At 69.6% G+C, this 17,520-nt stretch carries 17 protein-coding genes; 8 read left to right on the top strand and 9 right to left on the bottom strand.

The window, feature by feature from the left end; genetic code table 11:
* Positions 1 to 16: 16 nt before the first annotated feature.
* From ACO2RV_RS15280 to ACO2RV_RS15250, 7 genes are all read left to right on the top strand, one after another.
* Positions 17 to 1,714 (top strand): TIGR01244 family sulfur transferase, encoded by a 1,698-nt coding sequence (locus ACO2RV_RS15280; RefSeq protein ID WP_423294455.1) that lies wholly within the window; start codon positions 17 to 19, stop codon positions 1,712 to 1,714.
* Complete coding sequence (locus ACO2RV_RS15275) at positions 1,711 to 2,499, top strand: sulfite exporter TauE/SafE family protein (RefSeq protein ID WP_423294453.1); 789 nt, start codon at positions 1,711 to 1,713, stop codon at positions 2,497 to 2,499. Before ACO2RV_RS15280 ends, ACO2RV_RS15275 begins: the two co-directional genes overlap by 4 nt.
* A gap of 223 nt (positions 2,500 to 2,722) precedes the next feature.
* On the top strand, positions 2,723 to 3,322 hold the full coding sequence (locus ACO2RV_RS15270) for a helix-turn-helix domain-containing protein (RefSeq protein ID WP_423294451.1): 600 nt from the start codon (positions 2,723 to 2,725) through the stop codon (positions 3,320 to 3,322).
* Positions 3,323 to 3,389: 67 nt separating this feature from the next.
* Positions 3,390 to 3,776, top strand: coding sequence for a Rid family detoxifying hydrolase (locus ACO2RV_RS15265; protein ID WP_423294449.1), 387 nt, complete (start codon positions 3,390 to 3,392; stop codon positions 3,774 to 3,776).
* A gap of 10 nt (positions 3,777 to 3,786) precedes the next feature.
* Positions 3,787 to 4,281: an MOSC domain-containing protein gene (locus ACO2RV_RS15260; RefSeq protein ID WP_423294447.1), complete on the top strand. Its 495-nt coding sequence runs from the start codon at positions 3,787 to 3,789 to the stop codon at positions 4,279 to 4,281.
* Positions 4,282 to 4,288: 7 nt separating this feature from the next.
* Complete coding sequence (locus ACO2RV_RS15255) at positions 4,289 to 5,242, top strand: PDR/VanB family oxidoreductase (RefSeq protein ID WP_423294445.1); 954 nt, start codon at positions 4,289 to 4,291, stop codon at positions 5,240 to 5,242.
* Positions 5,243 to 5,350: 108 nt separating this feature from the next.
* A complete protein-coding gene (locus tag ACO2RV_RS15250) occupies positions 5,351 to 6,646 on the top strand; it encodes an MFS transporter (protein WP_423294678.1) in 1,296 nt (431 codons plus the stop codon).
* Between the two features lie 122 nt (positions 6,647 to 6,768).
* Here ACO2RV_RS15250 and ACO2RV_RS15245 read toward each other — a convergent pair whose 3' ends face one another.
* A complete protein-coding gene (locus ACO2RV_RS15245) occupies positions 6,769 to 7,359 on the bottom strand; it encodes a hypothetical protein (RefSeq protein ID WP_423294443.1) in 591 nt (196 codons plus the stop codon).
* A 200-nt stretch (positions 7,360 to 7,559) separates the two neighbouring features.
* The gene (locus tag ACO2RV_RS15240; protein WP_423294441.1) at positions 7,560 to 8,735 is read right to left on the bottom strand and encodes an MFS transporter; all 1,176 of its coding nucleotides are present in this window, start codon (positions 8,733 to 8,735) and stop codon (positions 7,560 to 7,562) included.
* A 138-nt stretch (positions 8,736 to 8,873) separates the two neighbouring features.
* Here ACO2RV_RS15240 and ACO2RV_RS15235 point away from each other — a divergent pair, with 138 nt between their 5' ends.
* On the top strand, positions 8,874 to 11,720 hold the full coding sequence (locus tag ACO2RV_RS15235) for an ATP-binding protein (RefSeq protein ID WP_423294439.1): 2,847 nt from the start codon (positions 8,874 to 8,876) through the stop codon (positions 11,718 to 11,720).
* Between the two features lie 13 nt (positions 11,721 to 11,733).
* Here ACO2RV_RS15235 and ACO2RV_RS15230 read toward each other — a convergent pair whose 3' ends face one another.
* The 7 genes from ACO2RV_RS15230 to ACO2RV_RS15200 are packed head-to-tail and all read right to left on the bottom strand — an operon-like array spanning position 11,734 to position 17,429.
* Entirely contained in the window at positions 11,734 to 12,894 is a 1,161-nt protein-coding gene (locus ACO2RV_RS15230; protein WP_423294437.1) for a hypothetical protein, read from the bottom strand.
* The gene (locus ACO2RV_RS15225; RefSeq protein ID WP_423294435.1) at positions 12,888 to 13,502 is read right to left on the bottom strand and encodes a hypothetical protein; all 615 of its coding nucleotides are present in this window, start codon (positions 13,500 to 13,502) and stop codon (positions 12,888 to 12,890) included. The genes ACO2RV_RS15230 and ACO2RV_RS15225 overlap by 7 nt, the downstream gene beginning before the upstream one ends.
* The gene (locus ACO2RV_RS15220) at positions 13,499 to 14,383 is read right to left on the bottom strand and encodes a VWA domain-containing protein (protein ID WP_423294433.1); all 885 of its coding nucleotides are present in this window, start codon (positions 14,381 to 14,383) and stop codon (positions 13,499 to 13,501) included. Before ACO2RV_RS15220 ends, ACO2RV_RS15225 begins: the two co-directional genes overlap by 4 nt.
* A complete protein-coding gene (locus ACO2RV_RS15215; RefSeq protein ID WP_423294431.1) occupies positions 14,380 to 15,321 on the bottom strand; it encodes a VWA domain-containing protein in 942 nt (313 codons plus the stop codon). Before ACO2RV_RS15215 ends, ACO2RV_RS15220 begins: the two co-directional genes overlap by 4 nt.
* Entirely contained in the window at positions 15,318 to 15,659 is a 342-nt protein-coding gene (locus ACO2RV_RS15210; RefSeq protein WP_423294429.1) for a hypothetical protein, read from the bottom strand. Before ACO2RV_RS15210 ends, ACO2RV_RS15215 begins: the two co-directional genes overlap by 4 nt.
* Complete coding sequence (locus ACO2RV_RS15205; protein ID WP_423294427.1) at positions 15,646 to 16,485, bottom strand: DUF58 domain-containing protein; 840 nt, start codon at positions 16,483 to 16,485, stop codon at positions 15,646 to 15,648. The genes ACO2RV_RS15210 and ACO2RV_RS15205 overlap by 14 nt, the downstream gene beginning before the upstream one ends.
* Positions 16,479 to 17,429 carry an AAA family ATPase gene (locus tag ACO2RV_RS15200; protein ID WP_423294425.1) on the bottom strand — a complete coding sequence of 317 codons (951 nt, stop codon included), beginning with the start codon at positions 17,427 to 17,429 and terminating at the stop codon, positions 16,479 to 16,481. Before ACO2RV_RS15200 ends, ACO2RV_RS15205 begins: the two co-directional genes overlap by 7 nt.
* Between the last annotated feature and the right edge of the window lie 91 nt (positions 17,430 to 17,520).

Raw genomic sequence — 17,520 nt, 5'->3', positions numbered from 1 at the left:
ATCGAGGAAACGCGCCATGCCCCCGAAGCAGATCACGCCGGATTTTTCGGCGACCACCCAGATTGATGCCGTCGGCGTCGCCCAGGCCGAGGCCGCCGGCTTCAAGACCATCATCTGCACCCGGCCGGACGGCGAGGAAGCCGCCCAGCCTTCGGCCGCCGATATCGCACAGCTTGCCGCGGCGCTCGGCATGGGCTTCGTGCATATCCCGATCACGCCCGGCACATTCGGCGATGCCGACGTTCGGCGGATGCGCAAGGCGCTCGACGAAGCCGGAGGTCCGGTCCTGGGCTATTGCCGAAGCGGCACCCGTGCCGCGACGCTGTGGGCGCTCGCCGAGGCCGATCGCCGATCGCCGGACGACATCCTCGCGCTGGCCGAACGGGCCGGTTTCGATCTCTCGGCTCAGCGCGGCCGACTGGTCGCCGCCGCGTCGCAGGCCGTGCGGCCCGGCCTCTCCGCGAAGATCCATGATGTCGTCATCGTCGGCGGCGGCGCGGCGGGCATCGCGACGGCCGCGAGCCTTCTCAAGCGCCGCCCTTCACTCGACATCGCCATCGTCGAACCGGCCGAGTGCCATTACTACCAGCCCGGCTGGACCATGGTCGGCGCCGGCGTGTTCAAGCCCGACACCACGCGCGTGCCGATGGGCGCGGTGATGCCCGACCGTGTCACCTGGATCCGCCAGGCCGCCGCCGCCTTCGCGCCGGAGGCAAAGGAGGTCGTGCTGGCGGACGGCTCCACGATGCGTTACCGCATCCTCGTCGCCGCCCCCGGCCTGCGCCTCGCCTGGGATGACATTCCCGGCCTTGCCGAAGCGCTCGGCCAGAACGGCGTTACCTCGAACTACCGCTACGATCTCGCGCCCTACACCTTCCGCCTCGCGAGCACGATGAAGCCGGGCCGCGCCCTCTTCACCCAGCCCGCCATGCCGATCAAATGCGCCGGCGCCCCGCAGAAGGCGATGTACCTGTCCTGCGACATCTGGCGGGAGGCCGGCATCCTGCCGCGCATGGAGGTCGAATTCCACAATGCCGGCGGCGTGCTCTTCGGCGTGCCGACCTATGTCCCGGCGCTGATGGAGTATGTCGAGCGCTACGGCATCGGTCTCAATTTCGGCTCGACGCTCGTCGGTGTCGATGGCGCGAGCGGCACGGCGACGTTCGAGCGCAAGAACGCCGACGGGACGGCGGAGCGCGTCGAGCGCGAGTTCGACATGCTTCACGCGGTGCCGCCCCAGAAGCCGCTGGAGGTCATGGCCGCCAGCCCGCTGGCAGGGGCCGGCGGCTGGATCGAGGTCGATCCGACGACGCTGCGCCACACGCGCTATCCCGACATTTTCGCGCTGGGCGATGCCACCAACACGCCGAACGCGAAGACCGCCGCTGCGGCGCGCAAGCAAGCCCCGGTCGTCGCCGTCAACGTGCTGGCCGCGCTGGAAGGGCGCGCACCGGCTGCACAGTATGACGGCTACGGATCGTGTCCGCTCACGGTGGAGCGCGGCAAGATCGTGCTGGCCGAGTTCGGCTATGGCGGCACGCTGCTGCCCACCTTCCCGCGCTGGGTGCTCGACGGCACCCGGCCGACGCGCCTCGCCTGGTTCCTCAAGGACCGCATGCTGCCGCCGATCTACTGGCACGCCATGCTGAAGGGCCGCGAATGGCTGTGCCGGCCGGATCCGATCGCCCCGGCCAAGCCGCAAGAGGCGGCTTGATGCTCGAACCGATGCAATATGCGCTCGGCGGCGGGGCCGGCGTGCTGGTCGGTTTCACGCTCGGGCTGGTCGGCGGCGGCGGCTCGATCCTCGCCGTCCCGCTGATGGTCTACCTCGTCGGCGTGCGCAATCCGCATGTGGCGATCGGCACCAGCGCCTTGGCCGTCGCCATAAATGCGGCTGCCGGCCTGTTCAGCCACGCGCGCGCCGGCACGGTGAAGTGGCGCTGTGGCGGCATGTACGCCACGGCCGGCGTCATCGGCGCCTTTGCCGGATCGAGCCTCGGCAAGCTGGTGGGGGGCGAGAAGCTGCTGTTCCTGTTCGCGCTGCTCATGCTCGCGGTCGGGGTGCTCATGCTGCGCGGGCGCGGCAATCCCGGCGAACCCGGCGCCGAGTGCAACCGCGACAAGGCGCCGAAGGTGCTCGGCTTCGGCCTCGGCACGGGCGCGTTCTCCGGTTTCTTCGGCATTGGCGGAGGCTTTCTCATCGTGCCGGGGCTGATCGGCTCGACCGGCATGCCGATCCTGAACGCGGTCGGCACCTCGCTGGTGGCGGTCACCGCCTTCGGCCTCACCACGGCGTTCAACTATGCGCTGTCGGGACTGGTGAACTGGCCGCTGGCCTTTACCTTCATCGCCGGCGGCGCGCTCGGCAGCGTCGCCGGGATGAAGCTCGCCCAGCGTCTTGCCGGCCGCACCGGACGCCTGACCACCGTGTTCGCCGCGCTGATCTTCGTGGTGGCGAGTTACATGCTGTTCAAGAGCGCCTCCGCTTTGCTGGCCTGACGGGCTCCGCCGGCGGGGAAGGCCGTGACCGTCGCGCCGTTTCGGCGGGCTCGCGGGCGAGACCGGCTCGTTGGTGCCATGGCTGCGGTGGAGCGTGTCCTTGCCGCCTTCCTTTCGAGGGACAATAGGCCCCATGCCGGCTTGCCATGCCTGATCGCACGCCGGCGGATTTGCTGTTATGACGCGGCGTGGGAATGGTGCTGTCCGAGACGGGAGTCGTGCCGTGCTTACTGAGCAGGTGGAAATCGAAGATAGCGTTTCCGATCAGCTTCGTATTCTGGCCGCGGAACTACGGCGCCATCGCAAGGAGAAGCAGCTCTCGCTGGAGACGCTGAGCGCTCTCTCCGGCGTCAGCCGTTCCATGATCTCGAAGGTCGAGCGCGGCGAGACGGTGCCCTCGACCGGCACGCTTTCGCGTCTTGCCGAAGCGCTCGGCACCACATTCTCCCAGCTCATGGCCCACCCGGTGGAAAGCGAGATCATCGTGATTCCCGCCGATCGCCAGCCGATCCTCAGTGACGCGAGCTCGGGCTATCAGCGCCGCTGCATCTCGCCGGTGCTGCCGGGGCGGGGGGTGGACTGGGTACTCAACACCCTGCCGCCGCATGGTACGAGCGGCGAGTTCGTCGCGCATCGACGCGGCGTCGAGGAGTACATCTACGTGCTCAAGGGGCGGCTCGAGGTTCGCGTAGGTTCGCGGCGTGTGCGGCTGGAGGCCCGGGATGCCCTCTATTTCCAGGCGCATGAGACCCATCAGTTCACCAATCTCGGCACCGGCGAGTGTGAGTATTTTTTGATCATCAACAGCTCCGGCCTGCGCTGATTCCAGGCTTTCATCCGAGTGGAATTTATTCCACTATTTGCTCCTTTTCTGAAGGAGCAAATCGCCTATGCATGCCCGTACGATCATCCGTACCGCCCAGGCGCCCGCCGCCGCCGGCCCTTATTCGCAGGCCATAAGCGCCAACGGCCTCGTCTTCGTCGCCGGCCAGTTGCCGCTCGACCTCGACGGCAACGTCCCGGACGGCGTCGAGGCGCAGACCCGCCAGTCTCTCGCCAATGTCGGCGCCGTGCTTGCCGCCGCCGGCGCTTCGGCTGCGAGCGTGGTGAAGACAACCGTTTTTCTCAAGAACATGAATGACTTCGCCGCGATGAACGCGATCTATGCGGAGACGTTCGCGGATGCCTTGCCCGCGCGTTCGACCATCGAAGTCGCGCGCCTGCCGCGTGATGTCCTGGTCGAGATCGAGTGCATCGCCCTCGTGGAACAGGCGTGAGGGCAGGACGATGACCGACTGGAAAGGTGGCCTTCTCCTGCACATCCACATCGCTCCGGCAGCTTCCTACGAGATGGAGGAACTGCAGGAGGCCCGCCTCGTGCCCGGCCGCGGCATAGAGGGTGACCGTTATTTCCTGGGCACCGGCACCTATTCGCCCAAGCCCGATATTCGCGAAGTCACGCTGATAGAGATCGAAGCGCTGGAAGCGCTCGCCAAGAACGATCCCCCGCTGCAGGGCACTCCCATCACGCTGGCACCCGAGGATCACCGGCGCAACCTCACCACGCGCGGCGTTCCGCTCAACCACTTGGTCGGAAAGCGTTTTCGCGTCGGCGAGACGGTTCTGCGCGGCGGGCGGCTCAACTTCCCCTGCAAATATCTCGAGGAACTGCTCGGCCAGCCGGTCTATCTGCCGCTCTACAATCGTTCGGGCCTCAACTGTTCCATCGAGGCCGGAGGCATCATCCGGCCGGGCGACGCTATCGAGCCGCTGGACGATTGAGGCCGACATGACCGCACGCATGATCATGAAGCTCGATGTGGTCGAGCGCGACAATGCAACGCCGGACGTCGTGGTCCTGTCCCTGCGCCACCCGCGCCGGCCGCATCTCCCGGCATGGGGGGGAGGCGCCCATGTCGACCTGCATCTGCCGGATGGCAAGATCCGCCAATATTCGCTGTGCGGCGATCCGCGCGACCGCTCGCGCTATCGCATCGCCGTCAAGCGCGAGCCCGCCGGGCGCGGCGGATCCGCCTGGATTCACGACAAGGTCGCCATCGGCGATGTCGTCGGCTGCTCCTCTCCCCGCAACAATTTCGCGCTGGTGGAGGGTGCGCAGCGGCACGTCTTCATTGCCGGCGGCATCGGCGTCACCCCCTTGGCCGCGCTGGCTCGGGAGGCCCGTTATCGGGGGGAGGATTTCGAGCTGCATTTTCTGGCGCGCGCGCGGGCCTATGCGCCGCTGTTGAGCGAGCTGGAGGGAGAATTCGGGCCACGGCTTCGCGCTCATTTCGACGATGAGAATCCAGCCGATGTGGCCGCGATCCTCGCCGCCGCAGGCGGGTTGCCGCGGGCCCATCTCTATTTCTGCGGGCCGGCGGCACTGAATGCCGCCATCGTCGCCGCGGCCGAGCGCGCGGGCTGGAATTCGGAGCGTCGGCACACCGAAGTGTTCCAGCCCACCTTCGATGAGAATTTCAAGGCCGAGCCCTTTGATATCACCATCGCCTCGACCGGGCGGACCTTGCGCGTGCCGGCCGATCGCTCGGCGCTCGACGTTCTGCGCGCCAACGGCTTCACCATGCCGTCCTCCTGTGAGCTCGGTGTGTGCGGCGCGTGCGTGTGCGGCTATCGCGACGGCACGGTGATCCACCGCGACAGCCTGCTGAGCCTTGCCGACCGCCAGGACAAGATGACGCCGTGCGTGTCTCGCGCCCGCGTCGGGGTCACGCTCGCGCTCTGATCGACGGTCGGCTGGCATAGGGCTTGCATCCAGTTTGATGGAAATTATTCCACTAAACTGGAGATTGGGAGAGCAATGTCGATATCAACCATGCCAGCCGACACGCCGATGTCGGCTCAGTCCTCCGGGCCGCTCTCGCCGGCCGAGCGTCGCAAGGTCGTCTGGTCGAGCGTGATCGGCACCACCGTGGAGTGGTACGATTTCCTCATTTACGGCACCGCCGCCGCGCTGGTGTTCAACAAGCTCTTCTTCCCCAGCTTCGACCCGGTCGTGGGTACGATCGCGGCGTTCGGCTCCTATGCCGTCGGCTTTCTCGCCCGTCCGCTCGGGGGAGCGATCTTCGGCCATTTCGGGGACAAGCTCGGCCGCAAGGCGATGTTGTCGCTGACCATCATCATCATGGGCGTCGGCACGTTCCTCATCGGCTGCCTGCCGACCTACGACCAGATCGGCATCTGGGCGCCCGTGCTGCTCGTCGCGCTGCGCCTCGTCCAGGGCCTCGGCATCGGCGGCGAGTGGGGCGGCGCCGTGCTGATGGTGGTGGAAAGCGTCCCGGACCAGAGGCGCGGCTTCTTCGGCAGCGTCGTGCAGCTCGGCTATCCGCTGGGCGTGCTCGCCTCGATCGGCGTCTTCGCTTTCGCCACCCGCCTGCCCGAAAGCGAGTTCCTGAGCTGGGGGTGGCGTATCCCGTTCTGGGCCAGCGCGCTGCTGGTCGCCGTCGGCCTCTTCATCCGCCTGCGCCTGCACGAAACCCCCGCCTTCCAGCGGGTGAAGAAGCAGAACAGCGTCGCCAAGCTGCCGCTGGTGGAGATCCTGACGCAGCATCCCCGCACGTTCCTCACGGCGGTGGGCCTCAAGGTGTCCGAGATCGCCTATGTCAGCGTGGTCACGGTGTTCTCGATTTCCTACGTCACCGTCCAGCTCGGCTTGCCGCGCAGCGTGATCCTGAACGGTCTGCTCATCGCGGCATTCATCGAGCTCTTCACGATTCCGCTGTTCGGCTGGATGGCGGATCGCTACGGCCGGCGCGTGATGTTCATCTTCGCCTGCCTGTTCTCGATTCTCTTCGCCTTCCCGCTGTTCTGGCTGTTCGACACCGCGGATCCGATGATCATAGCCATCACGGTCGCGATTGCGCTCAGCCTGGGTCAGGGCGTGATGTTCGCCATCGGAGCTGCCTGGATGTCCGAGCTCTTCGATGCGCGACTGCGCTACAGCGGCGCGTCGCTGGGCTTCCAGGTCGGTGCGGCTCTCAGCGGAGGCTTTACCCCGATCATTGCCGCCGGTCTGCTGGCGTGGAGCGGGGCGACCTGGCCGATCTCGGTGTATCTGATCGTGCTGGCCCTGATCACGCTCGCGGCAACCTTCTGCGCGCCGGAGACGGCCGGCAAGAAGATCGATTGATTGGGGGCGGCAATCCCGCAACCCTGGAAAGACCCGTCAGCCCACGCCCGTCGCGGCCGGGCTGACGGGTGCGCACTTGGTGAGCGCCCAAGCGCCCGCTCGTCGGGCGCGGATCGGCGCGCCTACGACGCGGAAGCGACCCCTTCGCGGCGGAAACTGCCGGCATGGCGCCAGGCCCGGTGGGCGTTGGTCAGGATATGCTCGACCGAAGCGGAGATATCGGCCAGCATATGGTGCTCCGGATCGTGTGCGACCTCGTGCCCTGCCGCTTCGAACCCGTTTACGGGCTTCGCCCGGCGGGCCGCCTGCCGCCCCACCTGCCGCTTGACCGCCTCGGCGTGCAGGAGGATGGCGGTGAAGGCATTGATGGCCTCGACCGCCCCCGGCGCGGTGTCGACGTCGTCATTGCCAGCGATCTCGTCCTGTGGTGCGAGCGTCCACTCGACCACGGGGTCGCCGTCACGCCCGAAGACGATGCGCACCGCGGTGATCTCGTCGTTGAGGTCGCGCTCCAGCCGCACCTGCACGCTGCGGCGCACCGGCAGCACGCTGCGTAGCCGCACCATCTGCTCGATCTCGCAATCGCTGCCGCTGCCGAGGGCCTCGGTCATTGCCTGGCGGACAAGCTCCAGCTCGCGCGCATCGAGCGGGCCGGCCTCCTCGCTGCCTGAAGGCAGTTCCCAGCGCGCTCCGGATCCGGACACCATGGCCATCGCCGTTCCCCCGCCGTCACCTGACGGCACCTAGAGCACGCGCCGATCGGATTACAGCGCAATCTGATCGAATAACGCGTTCTCTACTCGTAGATTAGAGACTGATTTACCGATCAGCTTGTCTCAACCTGATCGGATCAGGCCCTAGGAAATAGCCGATGTGGGGCGGGCGGAGGTGCAAAAAACTGCAAAATCTCGGGTCAGGCGGGCTGCCGGACTCGTTGCGGATACAGCGAAAGGGCGAAGAGCAGCGCGGCTGCCGTCACCGTGACGATGGACGCGGTGATCAGCACCCCGGCCCCGAGCGGATAGATCAGACCACCGATCGCCGGTCCGGTGGAGAGGCCGAGCTTGGAGGCGAAGCCGGCCAGAACCGCCGAGCGGCCGCTGATATCGCCCTCGGCGCAGAGCGCGAAGACATAGGGCAGCGCCATCGCCATGGTGAGGAACACGGTGGCGATGGCGGCGGCAAACACTGCCGGCTCCTGCCCGAGCCCGATCAGCGCCTTGCTGAAGCCGGCGGCGAGCACGATCGGCACCAGCGGTCTCCAGCCGAGGAAGCGGCTGAGAACCAGCATGGCAAGGGCACCGGGCACACCCGCCCACAGACCCAGCCCCACCGCCGCGCCGGAAAAGCTCGCGGCATGGCCGAAATCAGCGCCGATGCCGACGAGGAAGGCGCCGAGGCCGAGATTGGCGGCCTGGAACAGGAACAGCCCGCCGATGCGCAGGAAGCTGCGCACGGGGAGCCGGCCGGCAGCGCTTGCCCGTTCCGGCTCCCGTTGCGGCGGCTCGAACGCCGGCAGCAGCGGCACCACCATGAGTGCCAGCACGCCGAAGGCGGCAAGGACAAGGAACACCACGCCATGCGTCATGTACGGCGCCAGGAAGGTCGAGGCGAGCACGCCGAGGCCGCCGAAGCCGAAATGGAAAACGAACAGGATGCCGAACCCCTGCCGGGCATCGGCGCTGCGGGCGATCAGCGCATAACACAGGCCGACCAGCAGGCCGCCGATCACCCCGTGGGTGGCCCGCACGGCGATCAGCGCCTCATAGCCGTTCACGAAGGTGGTTGCGACATCGGCGGCGATGAGCGCAAGCAGCAACCCGACCGCCAGCGGCCGCCAGGGCAGGCGCGGCACGACGAACAGCGCGAGCAGCGCGCCGAGCGTCGAGCCATAGCCATTGCTGGCGGCGACGAAGCCGGCCTGCGTCGCGCTGAGGCCGTAGTCGCTGCGCAGAGCCGCGACGATGGAGGGCATGATGTCGATATAGAGCGGCCCCGCCATGGCGAGCAGGGCCAGCAGCACGGCGACGATCAGCCCGCCGGGCTTCGATTCCGTCCGCGCGGCCGCTACGGAAGGGGTGGTGTCCATGAAGCTGCCCGTTCCTGCCGTTTGGTGAAGTCGTTGTCACGGCTGTGAATAATCACCGTGCAGCGCTCTTATCAGCCTAGGACGGCAGTAGGTATAATACCGTATGCGATGGCCGACTGAAGCCCCCTCGGATCACTCATGAAAACCGCTTCCCGCGCCGCGTTGTTCGGTCCGTTCCGCCTGGGCCTCGCCCCGAAGCAGCTGCTGAAGGACGGGGCGGTCATTCCCATGGGCGGACGGGCGCTGGAACTGCTTGTGGCGCTGGTCGAGCGGGCCGGCGAGGTGGTCACCAAGCAGGAGCTTCTGGCCAGCGCGTGGCCGGACCTGTTCGTGGAGGAGGCCAATCTGCGGGTGCAGATGACGGCGCTGCGCCGCGTGCTCGGCGACGGCCAGGACGGGCGGCACTACATCGCCAACATCGCCCGGCGTGGCTACAGTTTCGTGGCCGACGTCACCTTCACCGACATCGCCGACCGCGACGCGCCGGCGGCGCCGCTCATCCGGCAGAACCTGCCGCTCAACCTCACCCCGGTGCTGGGGCGCGGCGCGGCGGTGGCGGCGATCGGCGAGGAACTCGCCCGGCGCCGCTTCGTCAGCGTGGTCGGCCCCGGTGGCGTCGGCAAGACCACGGTGGCGCTCGATGCCGCGCGGGCGGCGCTGGCGCAGGATGACGCCGCAGCCCCCGACGCCGTCGTGCTGGTCGAACTCGCGCAGATCAGCGATCCCGCGCTGGTGGAGAATGCTGTCGCCTCCGCCCTCGGCATGACGCTGGGCGCCGGGCCTGTCCGGTTGGCCGACCGGCTGCCCCTGGAGCGCGGGCTGCTGATCCTCGACAATTGCGAGCAGGTGGTGGCCGCGGCCGCCGCGCTCGCCGAACTGCTGCTCAACGCGAATCCCGCGCTGCGGCTTCTCGTCACCAGCCGCGAGCCGCTGCGGGCCAAGGGGGAGCATGTCTTCCGGCTGCAGGGGCTGGAAGTGCCGCCACGCGAGGCCGAGACCGAGGGTGCCGGCGCCGTGGCGCTCGGCTTTCCGGCGGTCCGATTGTTCGTCGAACGGGCCGCCGCCACGCTGGGCAGTTATGAGCCGACCCCTGAAGACATGCCGGACATCGTCGCCATCTGCCGCCGCCTCGACGGCCTGCCGCTCGCCATCGAGCTTGCCGCCGGGCGGGTCGATGCCTTCGGCGTCAAGGGGCTGGCGCAGCGGCTCGACGATGTGTTCCGCCTGCTGGTCGCCGGCCGGCGCACCGCCCTGCCACGCCACCAGACGTTGCAGGCGACGCTGGGCTGGAGCTACGACCACCTCAGCCCGGGCGAGCGGACCACGCTGTGCCGGCTCTCCGTCTTCGCCGGCCATTTCTCGCTCGACGCCGCGGGCAAGGTTGCCGCCATCGAGGAACCGAGCTGGGAGATCATCGAAAACCTCACCAGCCTGGTCTCGAAATCGCTGGTCGCCGCCGACTTCTCGCAGGCGCTGCCGCGCTATCGCCTGCTGGAGATCACCCGTGCCTACGCGCTGGAAAAGCTCCGGGAAAGCGGCGATTTCGACCGGCTGAGCCGCCGCCATGCCGTGCTCATGAAGGAGATGATCGCCAACGCCGAGCAGGAATGGCCGCGCGCCCGCCCCGCCGACTGGCTCGCCACCTATGCCGGCCAGCTGGACAATGTGCGCGCCGCGCTCGACTGGTGCTTCGGGCCGAAGGGCGACCGCGAGATCGGCGCGGCGCTCACCATCTCCTCGGCGGTGCTGTGGTTCCAGCTGTCGCTGGTGAACGAGTGCCGGGCGCGTTTCGAGCGCGCGGTGGCGAGCCTCGGCGAGGGCATGCCGACCGATGCCGGCCGCGAAGTGGCGCTGCTGACCTCGCTCGGCACCGCGTTGATCTACACCATCGGCCCGGTCGCCGAGGCCGGGGACACGCTGCGGACGGCGTGCCGGATCGCGCGGGAAACCGGCAGCGTGGAACTTCAATTGCGGGCAAGCTGGGGCATGTGGCTCGCCGCATTCTGCTCCGGCCGCTATGGCGCCTCGCTGGAGATCGCCGGTGATTTCACCCGGCTCGCGGCTGCGGGGGAGAGGTCCGCCGATCTGGTCATCGCCAATCGCCTGACCGGCGTGTCGCTGCTGTTCCTCGGGCGCATCGAGGAGGCGCGGTTGGCGCTGGAGGCGGCGATCAGCGTCGGCATCTCGGCCAACGCCATCGTGCGCATGCAGTACGACCAGGAATTGAACGGGCGGGCCTTCTATTCGGCGGCGCTGTGGCTGCAAGGGTTGCAGGATCAGGCGTCGGAACTTGCGACCCGCAACACCGCCGATGCCCGCGAACGCGGCCATGCCACCACGCTGGCGCTCAATCTGGTGGATTCCGGTTGTCCCGTCGCCTTCTATTGCGGAGAGGCCGAGACGCTTGCGGAGCGGTTGGAACTCCTCGCCGACGTTTCCGGCCGGCACCCCTTCGGGCCGTGGCAGGCCTGGCGTCGCTGCTATCGTGGCTCGCTGCACCTGCTGAACGGCGCTTTCTCGCAGGCTGCCGAGGATCTGGCGGGCGGCCTCGACGCATTGGCGCGCACGCGCTGGCCGATCCGCCGGGCGATGTTCCTTGGCCACCGGGCGATGGCGCTTCACGGAGTTGGGCGCGGGGTGGAGGCGCTGGCCTGCGTGGACGAGGCGATTTCTTTCGCGCGCGCCAGCGGCGAGGGTTGGGTGCTGCCGGAGCTGCTGCGGATCCGGGCGAAAATCCTCGGCGCTGAGCGGCCGGACGCGGCGAGAGACGCCCTCGACGAGGCGTGGGAACTGGCGCAGCGCACCGGCCTGCGCTCCTGGGCGCTGCGCGGGGCGACGCTTGCCGCGCAGTTGATGCCGCAGGCGCGTCAGTCCGCCGAACGCCTCGGTGCCATCGTCGCCGCCTTCGGCGAAGGCCACGCCAAGCCGGATTATCGCGCGGCGCGGCACGTGCTCGACGGGCTCGGTCATACCCGCCCGTCGTGATGACGGCGCTGTCCTATTTGTGGGTGAGGATGGCGCCGACCCCGGTCCCGGCCTCGAAGGGCGGGGCACTTCCGGGGCGAGCATACAGCACCGCGTCGAGATGGGCCGTTTCGCGGCCCGTCACCGGCAAACCCAGATCGTGCCGGCGGCGCAGATAGCGCTCTGCCGCGCGGCGGAGCGCGAACAGGTCGCCGGTCGCCGCTACCCGCAGCAGTGCGCGCCTTGGCGGGACGATGAGCGACAGCCTGAGCAGAAGGCGCCGGACCTCCGCCCGCCGCCGCCGCGAAACGCCGGCAAGTGCGACCGCGACCCCGGCGGCGAGCCCCGCCGCAAGGGCGAGGAGCGCGGCGCCGACCTGTCCGGCGGGCAGGTGCTCGGCGCCGGCACGATTGTCGCCAAAGCTGGCATAGCCGAACGGGATCGCCGGGACTTCGGCCGTGCGCATCTGCCGGCTGTTGGTGTCGAACCAGGCGATGGCGACGGCCGGCAGCACGCCCGGCTCGCCGGTCTTGGGGCGTAGATGCCATTCCCAGATGACGGTCGTCAGCGGGCCGTCCGCCGTCGGCTGCATCTCGCGCCGCTCCGGCGCCGCGAAGGTGATGAGCCACGGCTCGCGCAGGGCCGGGCGTGGGGGCAGCAGATGCGGCAGCGTGCCGTCGGCCCTCAGCGTCACCCGCCGGACCAGGGTCTCGCCATCGCGCAAGGCGCCGGGCGCGGCCGACAATTCGTCCTCGATGGCAAGGCTGCGGGCCGACAGCGGAGAACCCTCCGCCGGAAACGGGGCTACCGGCAGCGTGATCGGCGGGGCCGTCACCTCGAGCGGTTCGCGCAGATTGTTGCTGCCCACCACGGTCAGATGATGCGTGACCGGACCGATGGTGAGGGCGCCGGCATGGCGGGGAAAAATGCCGATGCGGCGCTCGAACACCCGGACGGTGCGGCCCTCGATCTCTTCGTTCCGCCACTGGTCGCGCGACAGCTGCATCCAGTCATAGTCTTCGGAGTTCGGGAAGGTCAGCGTCTCCAGCGCGATCTGGCGCGTATACTCGCCCCGGAGGGTGAGCGGGATCATCTCGCTCACCACGGGCTGCATCTGCGGCACGAGGAGGCGCAGGCTCTCGGCGCGGGCACCGCCGGCCAGCAGGCAGAGAAGCAGGGCAAGCCGGATCACCATGGGTCGCCCTCCACCGGCCGGAGCAGGCCGAGGCCGGCGCGCCGCTCATATTCCTTTTGCAGGCGCAGGCGCAGGAACTCGCCCGGATCGTCCGTCAGCGTGTCGAGCCAGGCATCGGAGGCGGCAAAGCCGCGCGCCTCGATCGCCTTCTTCCAGGTCGGGTCCGGCGTGCTGGCAATGGCATGGCCGCTCGCGACATCGGACGGCGCCAGCCCGCCATGGCCGGCAAGCCGTCCCGGCACGGTGCTGTCGCCCTGGATCTTGGGCACCATGGCGTCGATCAGCTCCCGCAACCGGCGGGCCTCGGCATCGGCGGGATTGGCGAACAGTACCGCGTCGAGATAGGCGACCGACAGGCTGTGCTGCCCGATCGCGGCCAGAGTGAGGGCGCGGTTGAAGGTCTGGCTGCGTCCCGCCTCGGCGAAGGCGGCATCCGCTGCCGGGTAGTCCCCCTCGCGATAAAGCGCGAGGCCACGCGCGGCGGCATCGTCGAGCAAGGCCGCGCTCCCCGGAATGCCGGCCCATAGCGCGAGGCGCCCCCATGGCGCCGGGCCCGCAAATGCGAGACAGGCGAGGCCGGCGGCCGCCATGAGCACGGCGCGGTTCATGCCCGCCTCCGGAACAGGCTGAGAAGGGGGATGATGCCCAGCGCGGCAAGGAAGGGGCCGAGATCGCGGAACTGCAGCGCCGTCAGCGCAGGATCGCGTTCCAGCGTGCCGCCCCGCGACAGGCGGCGGAACACCGCGTCGGGCGAACGGGCCGGGGCGGCGGCGCTGCCGAGCGTTTCGAGCGCGCGAATATCGGTTTTCCCACCTGCGGCTCCTGCCAGTGTCAGGACGGAGAGGCGTATCCCTTCGCCGGCGAGGCGTTCGGTTTCCACCCGCGCGGCATCGTCGACGCCGCCGCCGTCCGATATCAGTACGAGATCGGCGTCGACGCTGCCTTGCAGCATCTGCCGCGCCAGCGCGAGCGCGGCGGCGGGCCGGCTGCCGCCGCCTGGCATGGTGTCGGTGCCGAGCACGGCGATCTGGCTCTCCAGCGTCGCCGGATCGGCCGTCGGCGCGGCGACCTCATAAGCCTCGCCCGCATACAGGACGAGGCCCACCGGCCTTCCGCCGGCCGCCCCCAGTACCCCGGCGGCGGCCGCTTGCGCGTCGGCGATGGCGGGGCCCCTGGCAACGGAAGGGGACATGTCGATGGCGATCAGGATCGCGCCGCTGCCGGCGAGCAGCGGCGCGTCGGCGCGCGGCACGGCCGGGCCGCAGAGGCCCAAGCCCACCAGCCCCGCCGTCGTCAGCGCCACAAGGCCGCGTCGCCCGTCCTCGCCGCCGAGATGGCCGAGCGTCCGCATCGCCGCCAACATCGCCGGCGGCATCACCCGCTGCCAACCGCCCGCGGCCGGCTCCCGCCGCAGCAGCCAGAGCGCAAGGACGGCGAGGAGCGGCAGGGTCGCAAGCCACCAGGGGCGCAGCAGGATGAGCGTGCTCATGCGCGCCTCCGCAGCGCCAGCAGCACGGCGAGAACCAGGGCGATGCCGCCCGGCCACATCCAGAGTTCGCGCCAATAGTGCAGGGGCGGACGGCGCATCGGGTTGGGCTCGAGCTGGTCGAGGGTGGCCGCCATCGCCTCCAGATCGTCCATGCCGCGCACGCGGAAGCTGGTGCCGCCGCCGGCCTCGGCCATGGCACGCAGGGCCTGCGCATCGACGGCGTCGCGGGACTGAGGCTGGCTCTCGAGATCGTCCGGCCCGAGCGCGATGGTGTGCACCCGTATGCCGTGGCTGGCCGCGAGCCTGGCCGCGTCGCTTGCCCCGACCTTGCCCGAGGTGTCGACCCCATCGGAGAGCAGCACGACGACCTTGCTCTTTGCGTCGCTTTGCACGAGCCGCCGCGCGGCCATGCCCAGCCCGTCGGAAATCGCCGTCGAGCGGCCGGAAATGCCGATCTGCGCGACCTCGATCGCGCGCGCGACCGAGGCGACGTCGAAGGTGGGCGGCTGCGCCACATAGGCCCGGTCGCCGAAGATCACCAGGCCGATGCGGTCACCGCGCCGCGCCGCTACGAAGCGCGCCGCGACACGCTTGACCGCATCCAGCCGGGACAGCGGCTTGCCGTCGAGCACGAAGTCCTCCTTGACCATGCTGCCGGACAAATCGAGCGCCAGCACGATCTCGCGCCCCGAGGCCGTAACGATGTCCCTCGTGGCGGCAATCCGCGGGCCTGCCAGCGCAACGATCAGCGCCGTCCAGGCGGCAGTCAGGAGGAGCATGCCGACGAGGCCGTCGCCGGCGCGCATGGGAGTGGCGGCGGCGAAAGTACCGGCGCCGACGCGCAGCGACGTCCTCACCGGCGGACGGGCCGGCAGCAGCCGCCTGACCAGCAGGGGCAGCGGCAGCAGGAGTAAAGCGAGGGGAAGGGCGAAGTTCATCGGCGCGCCGGCCTCGTTTTCAAGGCAATGCGCTCGATCGCCTCCGCATCGAGCGGTTGTCCGCCGCCATAGGCGGTGGCGCGCAGTTCTTCCGGCAGATGGCCGAGAAGGCGCGCGACGGCCAGCGCCCGCTCCTCGGGCGGCAGGCCGCGCGTGGCGCGGATCAGGGTGCGGCGCGCGGGACGGCGATGCAGGAAGGGCGTCGCCAGCCAGCACAGCAGCGCCGCGAGGATGAGCCCGGCACCGAACAGCGCCACCACGTCGCCCGCGTGAAGCTGCATCAGGGACGGCGGCAGCCGCCCCTGAGACAGGGTGGCGATGAGCTCAGCCTGCGTCATCGGCGATGACCTCGAGGCTCACATTCAGCGCCCGCAGGCGCCGGGCCAGCGCGAGCGTGTCGAGGGGCTGCAACCGTGCCAGCCGGCTGAGCGGGCCATGCTGAATGGGCAGCGCCAGCGTCGGCGGCGCGGTGTCGATGGGATCGAGCGGGAGCAGCAGCCGCACCCGCCGCCGCCGCGCAAGGCGGGCGAGGGGCGGCTCGTCCTCCGATGCGACCCCTTCCGCGCTGGTGGCGAGCAGCACCTCGCCGCCGGGCGGGGCGAGCCGGGCGGCGCGGATGAGCGCTTCCGAAAGCGAAGGGCTCTCGCCAGCGGCATCGAGCGCCCGGTCGTGCCCTGTCGCCAACATGAGCGCGATACGACCCATATGCTGCACGCCGGCGCCTGACCTTACCAGCGTCACGCCGGCCGCGCTGACGCCGATCACCGCGACCGAAGCGCCGCGGGCGAGCGCTCGCCAGCCGTGCCGGGCCAGCGCGCGTGCCGCGCGGACCGAGCGCAGGGCGCGCCCCGTGCCCCACAGCATGGGCGGGCGGAAATCGGCGATCAGCAGCACCGTGTCGTCGCGGTCCTCGTGAAAGCTGCGAATGTGCGGCATGCCGGTGCGGGCGGTGGCGGCCGGGTCGATCCGGCGGGTATCGTCGCCCTCGGTGAAGGCGCGGATCTCGCGCAGGTCCATGCCCGCGCCGGCCGGTTTGGCGGGCAGCGCGCCGGGCCGGCGGGACGCGGGCCGATGCCGGCCGGGCCGGAGCGCGCCGTCACGCAGCGCCAGCAGCTCGCCGACACTGAGGCGGATGCCCGGCGCGTCCAGCTCCGGCCTCACCATGGCTCGACCGCGCGCATGATGTCGGCGACGAGGCTGCGCCCGGTGCGCCCTTCGCCGATGGCGGCCCAGCTCGGCACGAGGCGGTGGGAAAGCGCGTCGGGGGCGAGTGCCGTCACATCCTCCGGTAGCACATAGTCGCGGCCCCTGAGCCAGGCCAGTGCCTGCGCCGCGACCGCCAGAGCGAGCGTGCCGCGCGGGGAAATGGGGTGCTCCACCCAGTCGGCGACGGCGCCGCCGGGCCGCGAGGCCATCACCAGCCGCACGATATAGTCCTTCAGCGCCGGTGCGAGATGCACGCGGGCGACCTCCGCCTTGGCCTCGTGCAGCTTGCCGGCCGACAGCGAGACCGTGGTGAGGAGCGGCGGCGCGATTCGCTCGGCCGCCACAAGATCCAGGATGGCACGTTCCTGCTCGGCCTGCGGAAGCCCGAGAGAGAGGTGCAGCAGGAAGCGGTCCATCTGCGCCTCGGGCAGGGGAAACGTGCCTTCGTGCTCGATCGGATTCTGCGTCGCCACCACCATGAAGGGATCGGGCAGCGGACGGGTGACGCCCGAACTCGTCACTTGGTTCTCGGCCATGGCTTCCAGCAGCGCCGACTGCACTTTGGGCGGCGCTCGGTTGATCTCGTCCACCAGAACCAGCGCGTGGAACAGCGGGCCAGGCACGAAGTCGAAGCCGCCGCTCTCGTGCCGGAACACCTGGGTGCCGGTCAGGTCCGAAGGCAGCAGGTCCGGCGTGCACTGGATCCGCGCATGGCTTCCTGGAAGCGACGCGGCGAGGCGCTTCACGGCGCGGGTCTTGGCGATGCCCGGTGGCCCCTCGATGAGGACGTGCCCGCCGGCGAGCAGGGCGATCAGCAGGCGCTCGACCATCTCCTCATGCCCGATCAGGCCGGCGGAGACCTCGGCGCCAAGCCGCGCGATCGGATGGCTCATGTCGTTCATGCGGGAAGCCTCCCTTTACCCGGCGAGGATGCGCCCGGCGACGGGAGGCGCGCTAGAGAGGCTTTCCCGGCCCACCCGGGAAGATCGCCCG

The sequence above is a fragment of the Ancylobacter sp. VNQ12 genome, from assembly GCF_049445835.1.
GTDB lineage: Bacteria > Pseudomonadota > Alphaproteobacteria > Rhizobiales > Xanthobacteraceae > Ancylobacter.
The sequence above is the reverse complement of the archived record's forward strand: the minus strand, read 5'-3'. Positions and strand labels throughout refer to the sequence as shown.